Source organism: Streptomyces sp. NPDC003032 (assembly GCF_053591415.1).
This window is the reverse complement of sequence record NZ_JBSFTT010000012.1, coordinates 32,329-53,476: the sequence shown is the minus strand read 5'-3', so window position 1 is coordinate 53,476 and position 21,148 is coordinate 32,329. Positions and strand designations below refer to the sequence as shown.

23 protein-coding genes are annotated in these 21,148 nt (G+C 72.4%); 17 read left to right on the top strand and 6 right to left on the bottom strand.

The features are described 5' to 3' along the window. Positions 1–217 precede the first annotated feature (217 nt). The 6 genes from ACWDZ7_RS18720 to ACWDZ7_RS18695 all read left to right on the top strand — a co-directional run bounded on the left by ACWDZ7_RS18720 (position 218) and on the right by ACWDZ7_RS18695 (position 4,659). A complete protein-coding gene (locus ACWDZ7_RS18720; protein WP_451798189.1) occupies positions 218–1,681 on the top strand; it encodes a DEAD/DEAH box helicase in 1,464 nt (487 codons plus the stop codon). Positions 1,682–1,794: 113 nt separating this feature from the next. After that, complete coding sequence (locus tag ACWDZ7_RS18715) at positions 1,795–1,995, top strand: CBS domain-containing protein (RefSeq protein ID WP_451798443.1); 201 nt, start codon at positions 1,795–1,797, stop codon at positions 1,993–1,995. 107 nt (positions 1,996–2,102) lie between these two features. Beyond that, a complete protein-coding gene (locus tag ACWDZ7_RS18710; RefSeq protein ID WP_451798188.1) occupies positions 2,103–2,417 on the top strand; it encodes an SCO5918 family protein in 315 nt (104 codons plus the stop codon). A gap of 537 nt (positions 2,418–2,954) precedes the next feature. After that, on the top strand, positions 2,955–3,827 hold the full coding sequence (locus tag ACWDZ7_RS18705; protein WP_451798186.1) for an MEDS domain-containing protein: 873 nt from the start codon (positions 2,955–2,957) through the stop codon (positions 3,825–3,827). A 7-nt stretch (positions 3,828–3,834) separates the two neighbouring features. Beyond that, positions 3,835–4,284: an ATP-binding protein gene (locus ACWDZ7_RS18700; RefSeq protein ID WP_451798184.1), complete on the top strand. Its 450-nt coding sequence runs from the start codon at positions 3,835–3,837 to the stop codon at positions 4,282–4,284. A gap of 81 nt (positions 4,285–4,365) precedes the next feature. Further along, on the top strand, positions 4,366–4,659 hold the full coding sequence (locus tag ACWDZ7_RS18695) for a hypothetical protein (RefSeq protein ID WP_451798183.1): 294 nt from the start codon (positions 4,366–4,368) through the stop codon (positions 4,657–4,659). 155 nt (positions 4,660–4,814) lie between these two features. Here ACWDZ7_RS18695 and ACWDZ7_RS18690 read toward each other — a convergent pair whose 3' ends face one another. Then, entirely contained in the window at positions 4,815–5,711 is an 897-nt protein-coding gene (locus ACWDZ7_RS18690; RefSeq protein ID WP_451798182.1) for a PRC and DUF2382 domain-containing protein, read from the bottom strand. Between the two features lie 257 nt (positions 5,712–5,968). Beyond that, complete coding sequence (locus ACWDZ7_RS18685) at positions 5,969–7,183, bottom strand: FAD-dependent monooxygenase (protein WP_451798180.1); 1,215 nt, start codon at positions 7,181–7,183, stop codon at positions 5,969–5,971. 191 nt (positions 7,184–7,374) lie between these two features. On the opposite strand from ACWDZ7_RS18685, the gene ACWDZ7_RS18680 reads away from it, so the two are divergent. From ACWDZ7_RS18680 to ACWDZ7_RS18670, 3 genes are all read left to right on the top strand, one after another. Continuing rightward, positions 7,375–7,560, top strand: a complete 186-nt coding sequence (locus ACWDZ7_RS18680) for a hypothetical protein (protein ID WP_451518937.1) — start codon at positions 7,375–7,377, stop codon at positions 7,558–7,560. Between the two features lie 109 nt (positions 7,561–7,669). Further along, a complete protein-coding gene (locus ACWDZ7_RS18675; RefSeq protein WP_451798179.1) occupies positions 7,670–8,305 on the top strand; it encodes a M23 family metallopeptidase in 636 nt (211 codons plus the stop codon). 91 nt (positions 8,306–8,396) lie between these two features. Then, complete coding sequence (locus tag ACWDZ7_RS18670) at positions 8,397–8,675, top strand: chaplin (protein WP_451798178.1); 279 nt, start codon at positions 8,397–8,399, stop codon at positions 8,673–8,675. Positions 8,676–8,742: 67 nt separating this feature from the next. Here ACWDZ7_RS18670 and ACWDZ7_RS18665 read toward each other — a convergent pair whose 3' ends face one another. The 4 genes from ACWDZ7_RS18665 to ACWDZ7_RS18650 all read right to left on the bottom strand — a co-directional run bounded on the left by ACWDZ7_RS18665 (position 8,743) and on the right by ACWDZ7_RS18650 (position 11,202). Next, positions 8,743–9,372, bottom strand: coding sequence for a vitamin K epoxide reductase family protein (locus tag ACWDZ7_RS18665; protein ID WP_451798176.1), 630 nt, complete (start codon positions 9,370–9,372; stop codon positions 8,743–8,745). A 112-nt stretch (positions 9,373–9,484) separates the two neighbouring features. Next, positions 9,485–9,760 carry a hypothetical protein gene (locus ACWDZ7_RS18660; protein ID WP_451798174.1) on the bottom strand — a complete coding sequence of 92 codons (276 nt, stop codon included), beginning with the start codon at positions 9,758–9,760 and terminating at the stop codon, positions 9,485–9,487. A 149-nt stretch (positions 9,761–9,909) separates the two neighbouring features. Further along, complete coding sequence (locus tag ACWDZ7_RS18655; protein ID WP_451798173.1) at positions 9,910–10,707, bottom strand: hypothetical protein; 798 nt, start codon at positions 10,705–10,707, stop codon at positions 9,910–9,912. Between the two features lie 255 nt (positions 10,708–10,962). Next, entirely contained in the window at positions 10,963–11,202 is a 240-nt protein-coding gene (locus ACWDZ7_RS18650) for a chaplin (protein ID WP_451798171.1), read from the bottom strand. A gap of 370 nt (positions 11,203–11,572) precedes the next feature. Between ACWDZ7_RS18650 and ACWDZ7_RS18645 the strand changes: the two genes are divergently transcribed. From ACWDZ7_RS18645 to ACWDZ7_RS18610, 8 genes are read left to right on the top strand one after another with little or no spacing between them, the layout of a single operon-like run. Next, on the top strand, positions 11,573–12,727 hold the full coding sequence (locus ACWDZ7_RS18645) for a glycosyltransferase (protein ID WP_451798169.1): 1,155 nt from the start codon (positions 11,573–11,575) through the stop codon (positions 12,725–12,727). Beyond that, the gene (locus tag ACWDZ7_RS18640) at positions 12,724–14,238 is read left to right on the top strand and encodes an exopolysaccharide biosynthesis polyprenyl glycosylphosphotransferase (RefSeq protein ID WP_451798168.1); all 1,515 of its coding nucleotides are present in this window, start codon (positions 12,724–12,726) and stop codon (positions 14,236–14,238) included. The genes ACWDZ7_RS18645 and ACWDZ7_RS18640 overlap by 4 nt, the downstream gene beginning before the upstream one ends. A gap of 5 nt (positions 14,239–14,243) precedes the next feature. Then, complete coding sequence (locus ACWDZ7_RS18635; protein WP_451798167.1) at positions 14,244–15,629, top strand: O-antigen ligase family protein; 1,386 nt, start codon at positions 14,244–14,246, stop codon at positions 15,627–15,629. Continuing rightward, the gene (murJ, locus tag ACWDZ7_RS18630) at positions 15,626–17,299 is read left to right on the top strand and encodes a murein biosynthesis integral membrane protein MurJ (RefSeq protein WP_451798165.1); all 1,674 of its coding nucleotides are present in this window, start codon (positions 15,626–15,628) and stop codon (positions 17,297–17,299) included. Before ACWDZ7_RS18635 ends, murJ begins: the two co-directional genes overlap by 4 nt. Beyond that, a complete protein-coding gene (locus tag ACWDZ7_RS18625) occupies positions 17,289–18,107 on the top strand; it encodes a polysaccharide deacetylase family protein (RefSeq protein WP_451798163.1) in 819 nt (272 codons plus the stop codon). Before murJ ends, ACWDZ7_RS18625 begins: the two co-directional genes overlap by 11 nt. Then, on the top strand, positions 18,104–19,249 hold the full coding sequence (locus ACWDZ7_RS18620) for a glycosyltransferase (protein WP_451798161.1): 1,146 nt from the start codon (positions 18,104–18,106) through the stop codon (positions 19,247–19,249). The genes ACWDZ7_RS18625 and ACWDZ7_RS18620 overlap by 4 nt, the downstream gene beginning before the upstream one ends. Then, on the top strand, positions 19,246–19,989 hold the full coding sequence (locus ACWDZ7_RS18615) for a lipopolysaccharide biosynthesis protein (RefSeq protein ID WP_451798160.1): 744 nt from the start codon (positions 19,246–19,248) through the stop codon (positions 19,987–19,989). The genes ACWDZ7_RS18620 and ACWDZ7_RS18615 overlap by 4 nt, the downstream gene beginning before the upstream one ends. Further along, the gene (locus tag ACWDZ7_RS18610) at positions 19,986–21,143 is read left to right on the top strand and encodes a GNAT family N-acetyltransferase (RefSeq protein WP_451798158.1); all 1,158 of its coding nucleotides are present in this window, start codon (positions 19,986–19,988) and stop codon (positions 21,141–21,143) included. The genes ACWDZ7_RS18615 and ACWDZ7_RS18610 overlap by 4 nt, the downstream gene beginning before the upstream one ends. Positions 21,144–21,148: the final 5 nt, after the last annotated feature.

Here is a 21,148-nt window from a genome sequence, read left to right as displayed (position 1 = left end):
TAATATCCCCGCTTCATGACCTCCCCGCAGTCGACGCCGCTCCGGATTCAATTTCCGTGTCCGCATCGCGTCATTCATCTCAGCGACTACGCCGCATAGGTTTTCCTCGTCGGCCGGATTCGCTTTCGGTTTTGCCAACGGTCCATTCTTGTAATTCTCTGCGCTGCTCATCGCTGCGGGAATTCCTTGATATGCGCCGCATCAAGGAAGGTTCCGCATGAACCGCACACGCACGAACGACCGCACCCGCACGAACGACCGCTTCCCCCCCACCCGTAACGGCGGCGCCTCAGCGGCCCCGCGCCGTTCCGGCGGCTACGGCCGTCGGCCCTCCGCTCCGCAGGGTGAGTTCGCGCTCCCCAAGTCGACCACTCCCGCCCTTCCCGCCGTGGAGGACTTCGCCGAGCTCGACATGCCCGCGCCGCTGCTGGCCGAACTCGGCAGGCAGGGTGTGGCCGTCCCCTTCCCGATCCAGGGCGCGACGCTGCCGAACTCCCTCGCCGGCCGGGACGTCCTGGGCCGCGGGCGCACCGGCTCCGGCAAGACCCTCGCCTTCGGCCTCGCCCTGCTCGCCCGGACAGCCGGGCAGCGCGCCGAGGCCCGCCAGCCGCTCGGGCTGATCCTCGTACCCACCCGCGAGCTCGCGCAGCAGGTGACCGACGCGCTCACTCCGTACGCCCGTTCCGTCAAGCTGCGCCTGGCCACGGTCGTGGGCGGAATGTCGATCGGCAGGCAGGCCAGCGCGCTGCGCAACGGGGCGGAGATCGTCGTCGCGACCCCGGGCCGGCTCAAGGACCTCATCGACCGCGGCGACTGCCGACTGAACCAGGTCGGCATCACCGTCCTGGACGAAGCCGACCAGATGGCGGACATGGGGTTCATGCCGCAGGTCACCGCGCTCCTCGACCAGGTACGTCCGGAAGGGCAGCGGATGCTGTTCTCCGCCACCCTGGACCGCAACGTCGACCTGCTGGTGCGCCGCTACCTGACGGACCCCGTCGTCCACTCGGTCGATCCGTCGGCCGGTGCGGTCACGACGATGGAGCACCACGTCCTGCACGTCCACGGCGCCGACAAGCACACGGCCACCACTGAGATCGCCGCCCGCGACGGCCGCGTGATCATGTTCCTGGACACCAAGCACGCCGTCGACCGGCTCACCCAGGACCTGCTCAACAGCGGCGTGCGGGCCGCGGCGCTGCACGGCGGGAAGTCGCAGCCCCAGCGCACCCGCACCCTGACGCAGTTCAAGACCGGGCATGTCACCGTGCTCGTCGCCACGAACGTCGCCGCCCGCGGCATCCACGTCGACAACCTCGACCTCGTCGTCAACGTCGACCCGCCGACCGACCACAAGGACTACCTCCACCGCGGCGGCCGCACCGCCCGCGCGGGCGAGTCCGGCAGCGTCGTCACCCTCGTCACGCCGAATCAGCGCCGCAGCATGGTCCGCCTCATGTCGGACGCCGGAATCCGCCCGCAGATCACCCAGGTCCGCTCCGGTGAGGCGGACCTGCACCGCATCACCGGCGCCCAGGCTCCCTCCGGTATCCCGGTCGTCATCACCGCGCCGGTCTCCGAACGCCCCAAGCGCGGCACCGCCTCACGCGGCCGTCGCCGCCCCGCCTCGGCGGCACGGCGCGCGTCCGTACAGCAGTCCCCTGTCAACACGGCGGCTTGAGACCCAACCTTCGTGTCTTGATCAGGAAGCTGACTCATTCTCTGCAGGAGGCACCTTTGACGCCGGTACAGACGCAACTCCCGGAGCAAGTCGGACCGCGGGTCTGGGACGACATGACCGTCGAGGTGGCCCTGTCCGTCATGGCCGGCGCCCGCGTCGGACACCTGATCGTCTGCGATGAGGACGGCAAGCGCACCGGGCTGGTCACGCGGGGTCGGCTCACCGCCATCCGTGACAGCCCGGGCTACACGGACCGGATCCGCCTGCGTGACATCAGCGACGGCAGCGAGCGCTTCGCCCTCGCGCGCTGCTGAATCAGCTCATCGCGGTCGGCCGCCCCGCGCCGTCTCCCTCCGTCTCCCCTCTCTCCCCCTCCCCTCCCCCCCTCTCTCCGCTTCCCCCCTTCTCCCTGTGAGGTGTCATGCGCTGTGTCATCGCTCGTTTCCCGTTCGACCTGACCAAGAGCGGCGTGCTGGAAACGATGAAGGGCGTCAAGCCCGAGCCGGTCACGGGAGAGTCCGTGATCATCGGGCGCCGCCACTACCCCGTCAAGCAGGTCGGCCAGGTCATCACCCGCCAGGACCGCCGCGACTTCAGCTCCGGCGAAGTCCTCCGGGCCATGGCCCAGCTCGGCTTCACCTGCCGCGCCCTCCCCGTGGCCGCGCCCGCGCCCGCACTCACCGTCAGCCCGTTCCAGCGAGCTTCCGCCATGCTGGGCGCACCCATGACCGTCTGACCGACGGGGCGGCCGCGAGCCGACACCAGAACCACAGTGAGGGCCCGACCGGCACGCGCCGGTCGGGCCCTCACTGCGTGCCGCGGTATCCATAGGCCGACGCCGGCGAATACCTCATCGATGAGCACGCGGAAATCTGTACTCACGACAGTAGACATTGGGCACTCACGTAGCTATGGTTTCTGTTGTAGCCGAGATCGAGCAGGGCCCGGCAGACACGAACTGCCGGGCAGCAGTGCACGTACGACGGTGCGGTGGTGGAGCTTCGAAGCCATGGTTGTCGCAGGACGGCGACGGGGCTGACCACCGGACCGGGTGGCCCGCGGTGATCAGGGGCCGCCAGAAGCAGTTCGCAGTACCAGCAGTGCAGTACGCAGTAAGTAGTACGCAGTGTTCCTTTCGGGGCCCTGGTGCCGTACGGCACCAGGGCCCCCTCCACGCGTTCCACGTGACGTGAGGCCGAATGGGCCGTAGCACTCCCTCACAGGCAGTACCTTTCTCCCTACAGCAGGCAGCCTTATCAGGGAGCGGAAGGCGATGCTCGCTTCGGATCTGAAACATCCCGGGACGCTGCCCGTGCAGCAGATGAGCGCCGGCGACCATGCCTTTCTCTGCTACGACGACCATCTGCAGGGGTGGGACGTACTGTCGGCCTTCGTGTGGAACGGCGTGGCCCGCGGGGAGAAGGTCATCGTCTTTCCCTCTCCGCACCTGAACGCCTCGGACGTGCTGCGGCGCCTCAGGGACGCGCCCGGAGTACTGCTGGAACAGGGGTACGGCAGCGGGCGCCTCGAAATGAACAGCATGCGCCAACTCATCCTTCCCGACCGCACGTTCACCGCGGCGCAGCAGTGGCGGCGGATCGTGGAAGAGACCGAGTCGGCGCGGGCGCACGGCTTCACCGGCCTGCGGACCTACATCGACATGGGATGGGTCGCCGACCTCGAAGCCGATCTCGACGTGATGATGGCCCGCGAACGCCAGGCGGAGCACCTGTTCACCTCCGGGCTCTACAGCGAGATCTGCGCCTACGACCGTGACCGCTTTCCGCAAGAGGTCCTGGAGGCCATGTGCCGGGCTCATCCGCAAAACCTCCTGCCCGCGCTCGGACGCCTGCGGACCAGGCTGGCGGGCCGGACGCTCCGGCTGGTCGGGGAAGCAGACCTGGCCACACGCGAGCAGTTGACGCGGGCGTTGACCGACGCCGTCCGCTCACCGGACGCACAGACCGGACTGACCATCGACCTCGACGGGGTGGTGTTCCTCGGCGTGGAGTGTGCGAGGGAACTCGTACGGACGATGGGCCTCGCGACGCCGCACAGGCCGGTACGGGTCCGCTGCGCCAAGCGCTGCGCTGAAACGCTGCGACACCTCGGCGCGTCCCCCTCGGCCATCGACATCTCCAGGTGAAAGGGCCATGACCTTCGATACACGCGGTGGTCAAGCAGAGGGGGCCGAGGAGATCCTCCTGCGAACTCCGTTCACAGCCAAGGACGTTCCCTATCTGAGAGCGCTGGTCGAGGGGCATGCCGCCCTGGTCGGGCTGCCCCAGCAGCGGCGTGGCGACTTCGTGGTGGCGATGGACGCCGTGGCCAGCAACGCGGTCCAGCACGGCGGCGGCCAGGGCGTGCTGACGCTGGCCCGCGCGGCCTGTCACGAACTGCGGTGCCGGATCAGCGACGGCGGGCCCGGCTTCACCGCCGACGTCATCCCCGAACTCGCCCCCGGTATCAACGGCGCGGGCCACGGCCAGGGCCTCTGGCTGACACGCCTGGTCACCGACGACCTCACCATCAGCGCCGACCCCACCGGCGCCACCGTCGCCTTCTCCATGCGGTGGTGCCCCCGCCCTCACGCCACCCAGTAGGGCGGCCGCGGGCGGGTGAAAATCCGTACGGAAAACTGACCCGGACGTTCCGGCGCCCGGCTGTGCGTCGTTGGACTCGGCATGGCGGTTTCTGACGACGACGCGATGCCCTGGCCGGGAGACCTCGACTCCGGCCTCGACCACTGCGAGTGGTGCGTGCGGTTGAGGCAGGCCGATGGTCTTGCGGACGGTCCTGCTGACGGCCTCGCCGAGCTGTCCGCGCACGTACGTGCCGTGAGGAGAAACGATTCCGTCGCCGGGTGGCGTCTGTGGGCCGGGGTGTGGCGCAGACGCAGGCGCGGGCGAGTCATGCTGCTGTCCACCGCGACCGCCACCGCCGTGGTGTCGGGGGTCCTGGCCGCCGCGCTCGGCTGAGTCAGTCCGGCCGGCATGGGGATTGGCGGGCCGGGCGCGCCGACGCGGACACAGAGCAGAGGGGAACACTCGTGTGAGTGCTCCCCTCAGGATCGCTCCAGAGATCCAGGGATCCAGGGATCCAGGGATCCAGGGACCCAGAGCCTCCGGAGGCCTCAGTGCCCCGGACCCCGCTTCCGGTCGCGCCAGCCCTCGCCCATCATGCCGCCGCGCTCACCCTTGGCGTCGTCGAACTCGATCTGCTCCTTGCGGACGGTGCCGGAGACCTCCTGGGTCTCGGTGACCTTCTCCGTCTCCAGGCGCACGCGTTCGACGGGCACGGTCTCCTTGCTCACCACGGGCTTCTCGGAGTGCAGGGTCACCTCCGTCTCGGCCTCGCCGATGGTGGTGCCGCGCACCCGGTCGCCCTCGCCGATCGGCTCACGTATGACGCGGACCTCCTCGTGGGAGACGGGGATCGACGTCGTGACGTCCTCGGTCACGACCACCTTGCGCAGCCGGGCATGTCCGACCTCTTCCTCCTGGGTGCCGACCCGCAGCCGCTCCTCGGACCGCACCAGCTCCTGCTCCTTGGTCTTGTCGCCCGCCGCCGCGCGCGTGGCGTACTCCCGCTGGCCGGCGTGACGGCCATGGCCCGCTCCCGCCCCGGCGAGCGGGGGCCCGGGGGCGTCGGCCGTGCCCATGCCGGTGCGCGCCGTGCCCATGCCGGTTCCGGTCGCCGCCGCGCCGGGACGGGTCAGCCCGTAGTGGGCGTAGAGCTCGTGCTCCTGGCCGGGGTCGAGGTGCTGGTCGGCGTCCACACGCGGGGCCTCCTTCACGGCCTCCTTGGTGGCCGTGACGTGCAGGTCGTCGCCGCGCAGGCGGGCCCCCGCCAGCGGTACGAAGCTCTCCTTCATGCCGAAGAGGCCGGTCTTGACGGTCACCCACTCGGGACGGCCGCTGCGGTCGTCGAGGTAGACCCGTTCGATACTGCCGATCTTCTCACCGGTCCGGTCGTAGGCTGTCAGGCCCTTGAGCGCGTCGGGGTTGGTGAAGGCCTCGCCCTGCGTCATGGGTGATCACTCCCTTGGAGCATGCGACGGGCAGAACCAATCCGCACGGGACGACGCACGCCTCATGTCCATCGCGCGCCGCCGTCGTCCGCCGCGCAAGGCGGAGAGTCACCCGGTGCGCGGGAAGCGGCCTGCGGGACTACGCCATTCCGGGGCCGTCGGCGATCGGACCGGCCGCATCCACCACCCGGCGGATTGGGCCATTCGGGTGAATGGATGGAAAGCGCACTGGTCCGCCACCGCCACCCCGACCTGCCTCAGGACCGGGGCCGCCGGCTCTGCAAGGCACGTGCCAGACGCGGGCCGAGGCTCTGCTTGAGCCGGCGCAGGGAGGGGAGCCGGCCGACCGTCTGGTCCAGGTGGTAGTAGAGCTGGGGCGGCACATAGGGAAGCAGCGGCGAATGACGCTGGCCGAGCAGCGCGAACATCTGCCGCGGCTCAAGGCCGATGTACCGGGGCAGGTTCTCGTACCACTGGGCGCTGTGCCGGGCCGCGCTCTGCGTCGAGAGCAGGGCCTGCTTGCGTTCCCGCTCGTAGCGCGCGAGCGCGGCGGGCAGCTCCGGCGGGGTGGCGGAAGCCACCGCGCGGGCCAGGCACACGGCGTCCCGGAGCGCGAGGCTGGTGCCGGCCCCGATCGAGTAGTGCGTGGTGTGGGCGGCGTCGCCGATGAGGGTGAGGTTGCCGTGGGACCAGGACTCGTTGGTGACCGTCGGGAAGGCCTGCCACTGGGCGTGGCCCTCGATGTCACCGCGGCCGAGCAGCTCATGGCCGTCGAGCATCTCGGCGAAGAGCTTCTCCAGCAGGCGCAGGGCGTCGCCGTGGCCGAGCCGGTCGAGGCCGAGGCCGGCCCAGGTGGCCGCGGAGCACTCCACCACGCAGGTGCTGTGCCCGGAGCTGTACCCGTAGGCGTAGCACCAGATCCAGCCGTGCTCGGTCTGGACGAAGGCGAAGGTGAACGCGGTGAAGACCCGGGTCGTGCCGAGCCAGATGAAGCGGTTGGCGCCGGTGGTCACGCGTGTACCGAAGTGGGCGGCGCTCTCCGTACGGAGCCTGCTGTGGGCGCCGTCACCCGCGACGACGAGGTCCGCGTCGGGCAGGTCCGCGCAGCCGCCGATCCCGGTGCCGAACTCCAGGCGTACACCCAGCTCCTGGGCGCGGTCGACGAGGATCGTCCGCAGGCGGTGGCGTCCGATGGCGTGGCCCACGTCGCCGTCGTGGGCCGTGGTCCTCCTCCCCACGTACGCGAAGCCGCCGCGCCAGCACACGGACTGCTCCGCGATGGCGCGCGCGGACACGGGATCCTGGGCGCGGAGCTCCTCCAGGAGGTCGGGCCAGTACGTGACGCCCCAGCCGTGGCTGGCGCCGGCCGCGTGTCTCTCGTGGACGGTGACCTCGTGAGCCGGCTCCCGGAGTTTGGCGAGGATGGCCAGGTACAGGGAGGCGGGCCCCCCACCGACGCAATCGATCTTCACGCCGCCCAACGTATGCGCCGCCCGCCGCCTCACGGCCGAAGGGCGGCGCTGTGTCGCGGCCCCGGCGCCCCGTCTCCCCCACTCGGAGGAGCCGCCCCTTCCGTCACCCTTGGTGACGGAATAGCGATCATGAGTGACATCTGCGCAGGATCAGAGGGTCTCGGGATACGACGATGACGAGGAGAACGGACGTGTCGGTTCACCTCAGGCTGCTTCTGGCGCTGGCGGTGGTATTGGTGCCGCTGCTGGTGTTCGTCCCCACCGCCGCCGCGCCCACGGGCCCGGCCGTTCGCGTCGACACCGTCGTCGGCCCGGTCGAGTGCGACTGGAAGTACGGCAAGTCCTGCGTCGTGGGCGGCGGCATGTCCTTCATGTGACGGCGCCCCATGCCGTGATTGATCCGCCTGGCGTAGTCACGGACGCCACGGGATGCGTGCCGGGCCCACCGCTAGTGAGCTGTGGAGCATGGATGGTTACGACATAGAGATGGCGCGAACAGCGCCTCCCACGCGGCGTCACGCCCTGCGTGTCGCCGCCGGAATCCTGGCCGTCGGAGCGGTCCCGCTGACCGCACACCGTGCCACCGCGCGAACGGACGACGTCTGTGTGGGAGGCGGGTACGACGCCGAGTTCGAGGCGGCCCTGGCCGAGGCGGAGACCGAGATCCCGCCCTGGGAGCTCCGGGGGCTCACCCCGGAGCTGCCGGCCGGCCGCCGCTACACCCTGCCGCTGCGCCGCAGCTTCCGGGTCTCCGCGCGCTACGGGATACGCGGTGACTGGCTCGCCGGGCACCACACGGGCATCGACCTCGCGGTGCCACGGGGGACGCCCGTGTACGCCGTGGGGGCCGGTGTCGTCGTACTGGCTCGCTGGGCGGGGGCGTACGGCAAGGCGGTGACGGTGCGGATGCCGGACGGCCACTACGCCGTCTTCGCCCATCTCTCCCGCATCCTGGTCCGCCGGGGGGAGCGGGTCCGTACCGGCGCCCGCATCGGGAGCAGCGGCGCGACGGGGCGAGCCACCGGCCCCCACCTCCACCTGGAGATACGGGCCCGCCGCGGCTACGGCTCGGACATCGATCCGGTGCGCTACCTGGCCAGGCGGGGGGCGAGGCTCCGCTAGGCACCTCTCTCCGTGACTTCACCATGACAGCGGTCGTTAGGAGCGAGCGGCTGTGCACAGCAGCCGTGCTTCCCGACCAGAAGGAGAACTGATGTCTCGCATCGCGAAGGCCGCCGCTGTCACCCTGGGCACCGGCGCTGTCGTGCTCGCCGGTGGCAGCGCGGCCATGGCGGATGCCGGTGCGCAGGGTAAAGCCGTCGACTCCCCCGGGGTCATCGCGGGCAATGTGGTCCAGGCCCCGCTCCACGTCCCCGTGAACGTCTGCGGGAACACCATCGACGTCATCGGTGCTCTGAACCCCGCCTTCGGCAACAAGTGCGTGAACACCGACGGCCACGGGGGCCACTCCGGCCACGGCCACGGCCACTGAAGCCCGCAGACCGAAGCCCCCGGCGAGCGTTCCCGCCGGGGGCTTCGCGGTGGCAACGGCTCGGCTCTCAGCCGGTCCAGAAGTCCCACCAGCGCGTCAGGATGAGCATGCCGATGACGCCCATGTGCAGTACGGGAAGAGCCCACGGGAAATCGCTCAGGAAGACACGTACCCCTTTGGGTGCCGACAGGAATCCGCGGCGCACATTGTGTGAGGTGACGTACCAGAACACGACAATGGTGGCGGCCCAGGCCAGACAGCACCACAGGCAGAGCGAATTGACGCGGTAGAGGGACTGGACCTGCAGCCAGGTGCAGAACGCGACTCCGAAAAGCGTGCCCCCGTTGAAGGTCAGCCAGTACCAGCGCGGGAATCGGGCTCCGCTCAGGAGGCTCACCCCGACACAGACGACGACGGCGTAGGCGACAAGGCCGAGCATCGGATTGGGGAACCCGAATGCCGATGCCTGCTCGCTCTTCATGATGTTGCCGCACGCCACGACCGGGTTGAGGCTGCACCCGGGTGTGTAGTCGGGGTTTTCGAGCAGCTTGTTCTTGTCGAGGGTGATGACCCATGCCGCCAGCAGACCCGCCGCTCCGGCGATCATCAGAAGCAGGCCGAACCCTCGGCCGACCTCGTCCGGCCTGTCGGCGGCGACCCTCGGCCTTACCTGGCGGGGCAGTTCAGTGGAGGTCATGACGGGAACCGTATAGACGCCGAAGAGCGGGTCCGGCCGCGCTGTCACTCATGTGGCCCAGCTCGAACTGGTCTTCCCCAGGCCGGTGTCGGCGCGACCGCGGACACGCGCCCTACTTGGCGAGGGGAAGTCCACCGAGAAGCTGGCTGGGGCCGCCGGCCGGGTTCAGCTTCTGCGTGGCGCCCGTGACCGTCCTGACGGCGTCTTCCTCAGTGACGGGTGTCTGGGCGCTGAACGACTTCGTGTTGGGCACGGAGTCACCGGCGAGCGTCTCGACCGCGCCGGTCAGATTGGCGGGAACGGCGGAGTTGGCGAATGCGGGCGCGGCGGAACCGGCGACGGCGATCGAACCGGCAAGGACAGCGGCAGCCTTCAGGGCCTTCATCATGTTCCTTTCTCTGGCAACTCTTGTCGCCTATGGGGCACCGTTTCAGGCATCGTTCTGCCTGTCGTCTCACTTCACCGGAGCTAACGAGCACAGGCCGGTACGGAAACGGAAACCCCTGAGCCCCGACTTCCCCCAACCCCGGCCGGCCGCTACTGGCCCGGGGCCGCGGGAGACCTCGGCAGACCCTGCAGACCGGCCGTGACCACGTCGACCAGGCTGGTGAGGACCTTGGGGGCCTGCGCCCGCACGGCCGCCGCGTCGCCCGCGCCGGCCGGTGCGAGCAGGGCGTCGGCCGACTTCTGCAGTTCGGCCAGGGCTCGCGCCTTGGACTCGGCCGCGGCCTTGGACTCGGCCGCGGCGTTGGGTGCCGGGACGCCGGACGCCTGGGGCTTGGGTGCCAGGGCGTCGGGTGCTTGGGGGTTCTGGGCTTGCGGGTTCTGTGCTTGGGGATTGGTGGCTTGCGGGTTCTGTGCTTGCGGGTTGGCGGCTTGCGGGTTCTGGGCTTGGGGGATGTTCGCCGAGGTGTTGGGGTCCTGGAGTTTCGCCGCCGGGTCCTTGGGTGCCTGAGGTCTGGCCGCCGGGTCCTTGGGTGTCTGGGGCTTGGCCGCCGGGACCTGGGGCGCCTTGGGCTTGGCGGCGGCCGCCTGGATCGCCTTCTTCACCGCGTCGCGGTGTCTCCGGACGTCCTCGGGGGAGAGCTTGTTGCCCTTGGCCTCGAGCGCCGCGGTGAGCATGTCCGTGACCGGCGTGACGACCCGGCCGACATCGTGGAGCTGCTTGGTCTGGCCGAGCAGCGCCTCCGGTGCGGGGGCGAGCGCGCGGGGCGCGGTCCGGGTCTCGTCGCCGGGTCCGTCGTCGTGGACGGCGACGGCGGTGCCGGCCATGCCGGCAAGCAGCGTCGCGCACAGGGCGGTGGTCGCGATGCGCCGTACGGGCAGAGCACGCATAGGTGGTCCCTTTCGGTGATGCGTCAGATCTTGTGATCACCGTGAGAGCGCTGGAGGCCGCTCGCAACCGAGCGGCTCCGCCACGCAGTGCGCCTCTCCGGGGCCGGGTCGCGTCCGCGCAGGTGGGAGGGGATGTGACGGGCAGTCGACCCCCTGCCGGGCGACCCCCATTCGGGGCACCACCACGGAACTCGGACGGAACACGGAACGGCCGCCCCCGCCTGCGCGGGGACGGCCGTTCGGTCGGACGACGTGTCAGTCGTTGACGCACACGTTGCCGAACGTGGGGTTCAGCACGCCGACGACGTCGACGGTGTTGCCGCAGACGTTCACGGGGACGTGGACCGGCACCTGCACGGCGTTGCCGGAGAGCACGCCGGGGGAGTTGGCGGCGGCGCCGTGTGCGCCGCTGTCGGCCACGGCGATGCCCGCGGGAACGATCACGGCGGCGACGGCGACGGCGGACAGAGCGAAGGCTTTGGTGCTAAGCGACATGGGGTGTTGCTCCTTGCGTGAGGGTGACTCGTACGGACCAGTGCGGCCGTATATGGGGATCAACTGCTGACCTGCTCGACGAGTTGCGCCCTCGGACGAGTGACGTACGGCCGACTTCGTTTCCGCGACCTCGTTTCCGCGACGGCGTACGGATCGGCGTACGGATCGGCGTACGGACGGCGGAGACACACGCGCCGGGGTCGTCGGAGCCGCCGCTCTCAGCGGCTACAGTGACGCTGCCTTAAGAGACATTTCAGACAAAAGACTCAGCATTCAAAGACTCAACATTCATGCATTCAGTGCGAATGACCGACTTGGTCGTGGTTCAGAGTTCTTCACCGCCCGGCGGCGAGAAGACAGGGAGTTGCGCATGCCTCTGCCGTCAGCACCCTCTCGCCCACGGATCCTGCACGTCAGCCGGCCCGTGGACGGCGGTGTGGCGCGAGTCGTCACCGGCCTCGCCGCCGCTCAGGCGGCGGCGGGGATGGACGTCCACGTGGCCTGCCCGGACGAGGGCGTCCTGGCCCGGCTGCCGCCCGGTGTCCGGCACCACCCCTGGGCCGCGTCGCGCTCTCCCGGGCCCCGGCTGCGCGCCGAGGCGAGGGAACTGAACCGCGTCATCGCGTCCGTACGGCCCACGCTCGTCCACGCCCACAGCGCCAAGGCCGGGCTCGCCGCGCGGATCGCGCTGCGCGGACGGATCCCGACCGTCTTCCAGCCGCACGCCTGGTCCTTCGAGGCGGTCGGCGGGGCCACCGCGCTCCTGGCCCGGCTCTGGGAGCGCCGCGCCGCCCGCTGGACGACCCGCATCGTCTGCGTCAGCGAGGCCGAGTGGGTCACCGGCCGCCGCGCGGGCATCGCCGGGTCCTACTCGGTGATCCCCAACGGCGTGGACGTCGATCACTTCGTGCCGGGCCCCCCGGAGACCGCACGCAACCGGCTGCTGCCCGGCTCCTTCGCCCGCGCCCCCCTCGTGGTCTGCGTGGGCAGGCTCTGCCGGCAGAAGGGGCAGGACGTCCTGCTGCGCGCCTGGTCCTCGGTCACCGCGCGGGTGCCCGGCGCCCGTCTGGTGCTGGTCGGGGACGGGCCGGACGCCGCCCGGCTGCGCGAGGGGGCGGACGCGTCCGTGACCTTCGCCGGGGCGGCGCGGGACGCCGCCGACTGGTACCGGGCTGCCGACGTCGTGGTGCTGCCCTCGCGGTGGGAGGGCATGGCGCTGGCCCCGCTGGAGGCCATGGCCTGCGCCCGGCCCGTTGTCGTCACCGACGTGGACGGCGCGCGGGAGAGCCTGCCGTCGGGCTGCCGCGCGCACGCCCTCGTACCACCGGAGGACCCCTCCGCGCTGGCCCGGGCCCTCGTCGCCCTGCTGCGGGACGGGGAGCTGCGCGACGCGCTCGGCCGGCGGGGCCGCCGGCATGTCCTGGACCACCACGACGCGCGGCGCGCCGCGGACGCCATCGACGTGGTGTACCGCGAGCTTCTTGGCGCGGCGCCCACCGAGTACAGGGAGTGCACCATCCCGTGAGTGCGGAAAGAACCGTTGCCTCCTCGTCAGGTCCGTCACGGCAGGACACCCACGCCTCGCCCGGCACCTTCGTCGTCGCCCCCCGGGGAGCGAAGGGTCCGCCCGCAGAGGCACGCACGCGGCGCCCGTCCCGCCGGCGGCGCTCGGTCGCCGCGCTGGTGGCCGTCGACTCCGCCGCCGCGCTGCTCCCCCTGCTCCTGCTCGACGAGCCGCGGCGGTACGCCGTACTGGCGCCCCTGCTGCTCGCCGTCGTCCTCGCCCTCAACACCCAGGGGCGGCTGTACGAGTTCACCGCCCTGCCCGCCACCCTCGACGAGGTGCCTTCGCTCGGCGCGCGTGTCGCGCTCGGCTGGTCCCTCACCGCCGTCCTCGCCCCTGCCCTCCCCGTCCCGGTGCCGCCGCTCCCCCTGTCCGCCCTGGTCACCGTGGGCGCGGCCCAGTGTCTGCTCGGCGTCGGCGGGCGCGCCCTGGTGCACTGGCACCGGCGGGCGTACGCCCTGCGCAGGCCCCGGCCGGTCCTGGTCCTCGGCCCATCCGACGAGGCACGTGCCGTCGCCGCGGCCCTGCTGCGGCGCACGCGCTGCGGCATGCGGCCCGTGGGCGTGGTGAGCGACACCGAGCAACAGCCCGGGGAAGGGAACGGCGGGACGGAGCCGACCGCGGAAGAGCCCGTCGGTTCCGGACACGAGCTGCCGGTGCTCGGCACGGAGGACGAGCTACACCGGGCGGTGATCCAGAACGACGTACGCGCCGTGCTCCTGCTCCCCGGCACCGGCCCCGGGCTCGCAGGCCGGCTGCCGGCGCTGAGCGGCCTGGGCTGCGACCTGTGGGAGATCGAACCGCGCCACGCGGAGCTGGCCCCGGCGCCGGACGGGGCCCGGCAGTACGTGGCCGGGTTCTCCTGCCGCCCCCTCGTGTTCGCCGGGCGGCGCCGGACGAGCGTGGGCAAGCGGCTGCTGGACATCACGGTGGCCGGGGCGTCGCTGCTGGTGGCCGCTCCGGTGCTGCTGACCTGCGCGCTGGTGCTGCGGGCCGTGGAAGGGCCCGGTGTGATCTTCCGTCAGGAGCGGGTCGGCAAGGACGGGCGGCTGTTCACGCTGCTGAAGTTCCGTACCCACCGGCCCGCCGACCCGCAGGAGGCGGCGACGCGGTGGACCGTCTCCGACGAGCGGCGGATGAACGCGTTCTGCCGCTTCCTGCGGAGCACCTCGCTGGACGAGCTGCCGCAGCTGTGGAACGTCCTGCGCGGTGACATGAGCCTGGTCGGCCCCCGGCCCGAACGCCCCTTCTTCGTCGCGCAGTTCAGCCAGGCCTACCCGGACTACGCGCGGCGGCACCGGATGCCGACCGGCATCACCGGGCTCGCCCAGATCCACGGCCTGCGCGGGGACACGTCCATCGAGGACCGGTGCCGCTTCGACAACGCCTACATCGACAGCTGGTCCTTCTGGCAGGACATGTGCATCCTGCTGCGCACGCTCGGCTGTCTCGTACGCCGTACGGGGAGCTGAGCGCCGTGCCCCCACGCGATGTCGTCCTGCGCGAGCTGAGGCGCTGCGGTCCGGTCCTGCCGGTCGTGCTGCTGGTCGCGCTGCTGGCCCTGCCGGTGCCGGCCGGTGACGAGGCGTCAGGCACCGGGGGCGGGACCGGAACCGGCACGGTCGCCGACGCGGTCTCCGCCCTGGTCGTCGGCTACTGCGTCGTCCATCTGGCGCGGACCGGGCGGCGCCCGCTGAGCAGGACCGCCGCGGTGCTCCTCGGGCTTCCGGTCGTCGGCATCACCGTGGCCGCGTTCGGCGCGTCGTCCTCGGCGACCGGTGTCGCGGGCGCCGCGCGCTATCTGCAGATCTTCGTGCTGGTGCCCGCGGCCGTGCTGATCCTGGTGCGGGACGTACGCCACTTCCGCGTCGTCGCCTGGACGTTCGTGGCGCTGGCGCTGTGGCAGGGCGCCATCGGCGTACAGCAGAACCTGACCGGCACCGGGGCCTCGTACATGGGCGAGGACATCCGCGCCGTGGGGACGTTCGGTTCCACGGACGTCATGGGGATGGCCACCGTCGTGTCGTACGGACTCATCTGCGCCCTGGCGCTGGCCTTCCGCCCGCACGCGCCGCGCCAGCGCACGGCCGCCACGGTGTGCGCGGCCCTGCTGACCGTGCCGCTCGCCCTGTCGTTCAGCCGCGGGGCGTGGATCGCCACGGCGGCGGCGTGCCTCGGCGTACTGCTGCTCGCGGGGGCGCGTCGCGCGGGGAAGGTCCTGGTGGCCGGGGCGGCGGCGGCCGTGGTGCTCGTCGCGGGGCTCGGCGTGGGCTCGGCGGTGCTCCAGGAGCGGCTCAGCAGCATCACCCAGGTCACGGACGCCCCCGACCAGTCGGTCATCGACCGGTACACGATGTGGGCGGCCTCGGCGGACATGTGGCGCGGGCGGCCGGTGACCGGCGTGGGCCTGAAGGGCTTCCCCGAACACCGCGACACCCACGCCTCGCTGGCCCTGTCCTCCGGCAGCGACACCGCGGGGGCGGGCACCGGCTTCATCCGCCAGCCGCTGCTGTCGCCGCACAACATGTACCTGCTCGTCCTCAGCGAACAGGGGCTGCTCGGTCTCGCCACGCTGGCCGGGGGATGGGCGGCGCTGCTGGTGTGCGGGCTGCTGCGGTGGAAGCGCCGGTGTGCGCGGCAGGGAGGCGGTTCGGACGGTTCTGGCGGTCCTGGCGGTCCCGAGCTGGACTGTGCGCTGCTCGCCTGCGGGCTGCTGATCTGGCAGTTGACCGACTTCGTGTACGCGGACATCGGCGGGCCCTCGACCGTGCTGACGGCGGTCGCCCTCGGCGTCGCGGCGTGGTGGGCGGTCGGCTCGCGCGCTCCCGTGGAAGCGGAAGCGGAAGAGGCGGGCGCGCGATGACGACGGTGCCACCTGCGGTGGCCGCGGGGACCGCACCTGTCGCCGCACCGCCCTGCGACCCGCGCGCGGGAGCGCCGCCCGAGAAGACCGGCAGCTCCTTCCTCGCCAAGGCCGCGCTGGTCACGGCCGCCCTGTCGGTGGCCGGTTCGCTGCTCGGGCTCGTACGGGACCAGGCGCTGGCGCACTTCTTCGGTGCCGGTACCGACACCGACGCCTTCCTGGTGGCGTGGACGCTCCCCGAGCTGGCCGCGACGCTGCTCATCGAGGACGGCCTGGCCTTCTTCCTCGTACCGGCGTTCAGCCTCGCGCTGGCCCGCCGCGCGGACGGTCACGCCACCGACTCCGTACGCGACCCCGTACGCGACCCCGTACGCGACCTCGTACGGGCTTCGCTGCCGCGCATGTCGCTGTGGTTCGCCGCCGCCGCGCTGGTGCTCATGGCGGCGGCGCCCTACGTGGTGGCGCTGCTCGCGCCGGGCCTGCCCGATCCGCGGCGGGCGGTGGACTGCACGCGGCTGACGGCCACCTGCGCCTTCACCTTCGGCCTCACCGGCTACTGCAGCGCGGCGCTGCGAGCACACCAGCGGTTCGTCGCCCCGGCCACGGTGTACGTCGCCTACAACGCGGCCATCATCGCCGCCCTGTTCGTGCTGGCGGCGCCCTGGGGTGTGCGGGCCGCCGCGGCGGGTGTGGCGGTGGGCGGCGCGCTCATGGTGGCCGTCCAGGCGCCTTCCCTCTGGCGGGAGCTGCGGCGGGGGCTGCGGCGCGGGCCGGGCGTCGCTCCGGCCGTCAAGGGCCCGGCGCCGGACAGGACGCTGCAAACGGCGATCATCTGGACGGTCCTGCTGTTCGCGCTCTGCCGTCAGTCGCAGGTCCTCATCGAACGGTTCCTGGCCTCGTCGCTGCCCGCCGGGGCCATCTCGCATCTGAACTACGCGCAGAAGGTCGCGCAGATGCCGATGGTGCTCTCCCTCATGCTGTGCACCGTCACCTTCCCCGTGGTCGCCCGCGCGCTGGCCGACGGCGAGACGGAGCGGGCCCGCGACCGCGTCGAACGCGACCTCGTCCTCGCGGGCTGCATGGTGCTGCTCGGCGCGGCCGCGGTCGTCGCCACCGCGCCCGCGCTCATCGAACTCCTCTTCCAGCGCGGCGCCTTCACCGCCCGGGACAGCGCCACCACCGCGTCCGTGATGCGCGTCTACGCGCTGGGCCTGCTGGGCCACACGCTGGTCGGCGCGCTCGCCCGCGCCCACTTCTCCGTCGCCAGGACCACCTGGATCCCGTTCTTCGCGATGTCCATCGGCATCGTCATGACCGGGGGGATCGGTTTCCTGAGCGTCGGCACCTGGGGCGTCCACGGCCTCGCCGCCGCGAACGCCACCGGCATCTGCGTCACCGCGCTGCTCCTGCTGCGCGGGACGGGCCCGCGCACCGTGCCCATCAGGACGCGGAAGGTCGCCGGGCAGCTGGGCCGCCTGACGCTCGCCGCCGGGGGCGCGACGGTGCTCGGCGCCCTGTGCGCGGGGCGGGTGGGACAGCCCGCCCTCGCCGCCCTGGCGGGCTGCGCGGTGGTCACCGTCTCCTTCGTACTGCTCGGCCTGCTTCTGGGCGCGCAGCCCTGGCCGTCCGCCCTCCGCTCCGTCACAGGAAAGCTGCGTCATGTCCGTTGACCTCACCCCGTCCGGCCCCTCCGCCCCCTCCTCCCCCTCCTCCCTCCCCACCGCCGACGAGCCCTTCCTGCGGCCCAAGGCGCCCGGAGTCCCCGCCTGGATCGCGATGTACCACTCCGTCGCGGACCCCTTCGACGACCCGTACCGCGTCACCGTGTCCCCCGACCGCCTCGACGCCCAGCTGCGGTGGCTGCGGAGCCAGGGCCTGCGCGGCGTGTCGATGCGGCACCTCCTGGACGCGTGCGCGCGCGGCCAGGAGCGGAACCTGGTGGGGCTCACCTTCGACGACGGCTACCGCGACTTCGTCGACGAGGCGATCCCGCTGCTGCGGCGCCACGACTGCACCGCCACCGTGTTCGTCCTGCCGGGCCGCCTCGACGGCGACAACGCCTGGGACCCGCTGGGCCCCCGCAAGCCGCTCCTGGACGCCGACGGCATCCGCCGCGCCGCCAAGTGCGGCATGGAGATCGCCTCGCACGGACTGACCCACGTCGACCTGACCACGGCCGACGACCGGCTGCTGCGCCGCGAGGTCAGCGGCAGCCGGGCGGCGCTGACCGACCTCACCGGCGTCGAGGCGCAGGGCTTCTGCCACCCCTACGGCCACGTCGACGAGCGGGTGATGTCCGCCGTACGGGAGGCCGGATACCGCTACGCCTGCGCGATCGCCCCCGGCCCCCTCTGCGGACCCTTCGCGCTGCCCCGGGTGCACATCGGCCAGAACGACACGGCCCCGCGCCTGCGGCTGAAGCTGTGGACGAACCGGCTCAGGCGCCGCGTCCTGGACCGCTCGGCGGTGACCGAATGAGGGTCCTGCACATCATCACCGGCCTCGGCGTGGGCGGCGCCGAGCTGCAACTACGCCTGCTGCTGCGCCACTTGCCCGCCCACTGCGACGTGGTCACGCTGACCCACGCGGGCACCGTGGCCCGGGGCATCGTCGCCGACGGTACGCGCGTGGCCGACCTCGGCATGTCCGGCAACCGCGATGTCGCGGCGCTGCCCCGGCTGGCCCGGATCATCAAGGCGGGCCGGTACGACGCCGTCCACACCCACCTCTACCGGGCCTGCCTGTACGGGCGTATCGCGGCCCGCATGGCGGGGGTGCGCGCGGTGGTGGCCACGGAACACTCCCTGGGCGACTCGCAGATGGAGGGCAGACCGCTGACCGCCGGGGTCCGCGCGCTGTACCTCGCCGGGGAGCGGCTGGGGCGGATGACGGTCGCCGTCTCCCCCGCCGTCCAGCGGCGGCTGTCCCGGTGGGGGGTGCCCCGGCAGCGCATCCGGGTGGTGCCGAACGGCATCGACGTGGAGCGCTTCCGGTACGACCCGGCCGCCCGCGCCAGGACCCGGCGGCGGCTGGAGCTGCCCGACTCGTCGTTCGTCGTCGGCGGCGTGGGCCGGCTGGCCGGCGGCAAGCGTTTCGACGTACTCCTGCACGCGGCCGCTCGACTCCCCGAGGACATCGCCGTCCTGCTGGTCGGCGCCGGTCCCGAGGAGCCGGAGCTGCGGCGGCTGGCCCACCGGCTCGGCCTGGCCGGGCGGGTGCGGTTCGCCGGTGAGGCCGCCCACGAGGAGAGCGGCGGCGCCGACGGCGTCCCGGGCCTGCCCTCGCTCCTGTCCGCCATGGACGCCCTCGCCTCCCCCTCCCCCGAGGAGGCCTTCGGGCTCGCGCTCGTGGAGGGCCTGGCCTGCGGGCTTCCCGTGCTCTACGCGTCCTGCCCCGCCGTCGACGACCTCCCGGCCGACGGGCGGGCGAACGCCTCGTACTGCCCGAGCGATCCGGACTCCTTCGCGCGGTCCCTCCACGGCCTGCGCGGCGCCGTCCCCCCGCGCCGCCCGGCACCGGCAGCGGTGCGGCACTACAGCATCACCCGCAGCGCCGGACGGCTGATGCGCGTCTACGCGTCGGTCGCCCCCGGCTCGACCCTGGAGGTGAAACCTCGATGAGCGACTCCACGGACTCCACGGACTCCACTGACTCCACGAACGAGTGCTCGCGTGCCGCCGCCCTGCGCGCCGGCCTCGCGCGGCGTGCCGCCACCGTGCGCGCCGGCCTCGCGCGGCGTGCCACCGCCCTGCGCGCCCGCCTCACGCCGCTGCCCCGCTGGTGGCCCCTGCCCGCCTGCGCGGCCCTCGGTCTTCTGACCGGCGCCGGGTACGGCGCGGTGCAGACGGAGCAGTACACCGCCACGAGTTACGTCGTCGCCGTACCGCAGGGGAAGTCGGATCCCGCCACGGCGCTCGGGTTCGCCCAGGCGTACGGCCGGGTGGCGACGCAGCTGGCCGTGCTGGGCGACGCGCAGGTGGCGGCGGGCGTGTCGGCCACGGAGCTGCGGGACAGCGTCAAGGTGGCCACCTCCCCCGACGCGCCGATGATCGCGGTCTCGGCGTCGGCGGAGAAGCCCGCGTCCGCCGCCGTCACCGCCGACGCGGTGGCCCGCTCGCTCGCCACGAGCGCCAACCACTCCAAGGGCAGCACCCAGGTCAAACTGCTGCAGTTCTCCCGGGCGCTGGAGCCCTCCGCCCCGTCCTCGCTCTCCGCCGGGGTGACGTCCCTGGTCGGCGGGTGCGCCGGTGGGCTGCTCGGCGGGCTCGCCCTCCTGGTACGTCCCCGGGGGCGTACGGAGGCGGCCGCCGGGGCGTCGGTCCCGGGTCCCGCGTCCGCCATGGTCCGGAGCGCGCCATGAGCACGGCGACGGGCATGGGCCTCGTGAACACCTGCCTGAGCACCCGGCTGTGCGTGGACGAGGGCGAGTTCGAGGCGCTCGCCGGGCCGTGGGGGCGGCTGTACCGGTCCTGCGAGTCGGCGACGCCCTTCCAGAGCCACGCGTGGCTCTCCTCCTGGTGGCGGTCCTACGGGCGGCGCGGGCGGTTGCGGGTGCTCCTGGTCCGCGAGGGCGACCGGCTGATCGCCGCGGCCCCGCTGATGCGGGTGCGCCGTCCGCTTCCGGCGCTGAAGCCGCTCGGCGGCGCGATCTCCGACTTCACGGACGTACTGGTGGACGGCGCCGCGCGCCGGGCCGGGACCGAGGCACTGGTGGCGGGGCTCTCCGAGCTGGCCGCGACCGCGCTGATCGACTTCGGGGAGGTCCGGCCGGGCGCCTGCGTGGAGGACGTCCACGAACGGTGGCCCGGACCGAAGCGGGCGCTGCCCGACTCGCCCTGCCTGGAGCTGCCCGCACTGCCCATGGAGGAGCTGCTCCAGCGCCTGCCGACGCCGCGGGCCCAGCGCACCCGGGCCAAGATGCGCAAGCTGTCGAAGCTGGGGGTGGAGAGCCGCATCGTGCCCGCCGACGAGGTGGAGGCCTCGCTGCGGACCCTGCTGCGCCTGCACCAGTTGCAGTGGAGCGGCCGCAAGGTGACCTCGGAGCATCTGCGGCCTCGCTTCCGCGAACACCTGCTGCGCTCGATGCGGCCGATGGTCGCGGCCGGCGAGGCGGTGGTGACCGAGTTCCGCCTCGACGGCGAGGTGCTGGCCGCCGACCTGACGCTCCTGTCGGGCACGCTGGCCGGCGGCTATCTGTACGGCGCCCATCCCCGGCTGCGGGAGCGCAAGGTGGACGTGGCCACGATGCTCCTGGACGCGTGCACCCGCCACACGGGCGGCGAACAGCGGCGCGCGCTGAGCCTGCTGCGCGGCAACGAGCCGTACAAGCACCACTGGCGCCCCGAGCCGGTCACCAACCAGCGCTTCCTGCTGGCGCGCGGGCGCACGGCCCCCCTGCTGTCCGCGGCGGTCTGGGACGCGTCGGCCCGGCGGTGGGCGAAGGAGCGGCTGCGGGAGCGGGAGGCACGCCGTGAGGAGCGGGAGGCGGGCCGCGGTGGCGGGGCCCCGTCGTGAGGGGC